General features: G+C 67.0%; 1 protein-coding gene. It reads right to left on the bottom strand.

Annotated features, from left to right (window positions below; all coding sequences use genetic code 11):
• Nucleotides 1-30: 30 nt before the first annotated feature.
• Nucleotides 31-1,607 (bottom strand): IS3 family transposase gene (locus OOZ63_RS28790; RefSeq protein WP_266009305.1). Its coding sequence is split into 2 segments (ribosomal slippage): nt 31-1,169 and nt 1,169-1,607, totalling 1,578 coding nucleotides; the frame shifts between segments, so codons are not numbered across the junction.
• Nucleotides 1,608-1,672 lie beyond the last annotated feature (65 nt).

Here is a 1,672-nt window from a genome sequence, read left to right as displayed (position 1 = left end):
CGGCGCGCGTCAAGCTACCTGTCGCCTCATTCATGCAGCCAATGGCTGAGTATTTCGGGAACGCGAGGCCGCAGTGACGACCGATTCGCGCTCCGGGTTGAGCGTGACGGCCGTGACGTGCGACCAGTTCCGTGTATGGCGTGACCAGCGCGCCGGGTTGCGCTGCCGGGCCTTGAGATACACGTCGTGCCGGGCCGCGAGGATCGCGACATCCGCGCCGTCGTGCCGCTGCGCCGGGCTCACGTAACGAATGCCGCTGTGGCGGTGATCGTGGTTGTACCAATGCACGAACTTGCGCGCCCATTCGCGCGCGCCATCGAGGTCGACGAAGCCCTTGTCCGGGAACTCCGGCCGGTACTTGGCCGTGCGGAACAGCGACTCCACGAAGGCGTTGTCGTCACTCACGCGAGGGCGCGAGTACGAGGGCTTCACTCCCAGCCACCACAGCATCGCCAGCACCGTCGTGGCCTTGAGCGTGGCGCCGTTGTCGCCGTGCAGCACGGGCCGCTCCTCGCGTGGCAGAGCATGGATGCCCTCCGACAGTGCCGTGCGCTGCACGAGCCGCGCGGCGTGATCACTGTCGTCGTCCTCATGCACCTCGAAGCCCACGATCTTGCGGCTGTAGACGTCCAGGATCAGGTACAGGAAGAACCAGCGCCCGGCAACTTGCGTGGGCAGGAACGTCATGTCCCAGCACCACAGCTGCCGAGGCGCCGTGGCGATGTGCGTGGTCGGCGGCCGACTCTTACGCGGCGCCTTGGCGCGACCGCGGTGGCGCATCTGGCCCTGAGCGCGCAGCACGCGAGCGAAGGTGGACTCGCTGGCGATGTACACGCCCTCGTCGGCCAACATCGGCACGATGCGCGCCGGCGGCATATCGGCGAAGCGCGGCTCGTTGGCCACGCGCAGCACCTCTGCGCGCTCGGCTTCGGTCAGCGCGTGGGAGGGCGTCGGCCGCACGGCCCCAGGCCTGCCATCGCCCGATTCAAGGCCTTGGCCAGCATTCCAGCGCTGCAGGGTGCGTGCGGTGATGCCCGCCACCGCGCAGGCCTGGTGCAAGCGGGCTCCGGCTTCGCGGGCCGCCTGGATGTCTCGGGCGTGCTCTTGGCGATCTTCAAGGACGATCATTCGTCCTCGCCCTCCATGTTCCTTCTGAAGATCGCCTCGCATTTTTTTGAAAGTACCAGCAGCGCTGCCGTCTCTGCCAGGGCTTTGTCCTTGCGCCGCACTTCGCGCTCAAGCTCTTTGATGCGCTTGCGGTCCTCCCGGGTCTGCGATGGGCTCGCGCGGGCCTCTTCCGGGGCTGCCAATGCCTGCATGGCACTCGTGCGCCACTCCAGCAGTTGCTGCGGATACACGCCGTTCTCCCGGCACCAGGCACTGCGCGTGGCCTCGTCCATCGCCGCAGTCGCAATCACAGCTTCCAGTCGCGCGGCAGCCGTCCACTCGCGCCGATCCAACGGCTTGGTCAGCGACTCGGCACGCCAGCGCTCCAGCGTGTCCACGCCAATCCCAATCTCACGCGACACCGCCTCTGGCGATGCGCTCTCCGGCGGCAGCATGCGTGCTACCGCTCTGTCCTTGAATGCTTGTCCGTACCTTGCCAACTCGTTCTCACTGCGCCCCCAGGTTCATCGTTCTATCGGGGCGACAAGTATTTTGACGCGGGGGG

This window comes from Paucibacter sp. PLA-PC-4 (genome assembly GCF_026241155.1).
Taxonomy (GTDB): Bacteria; Pseudomonadota; Gammaproteobacteria; order Burkholderiales; family Burkholderiaceae_C; genus Roseateles_E.
Note: the sequence above shows the minus strand (reverse complement) of the source record. Positions and strands in the feature narration are given on the sequence as shown.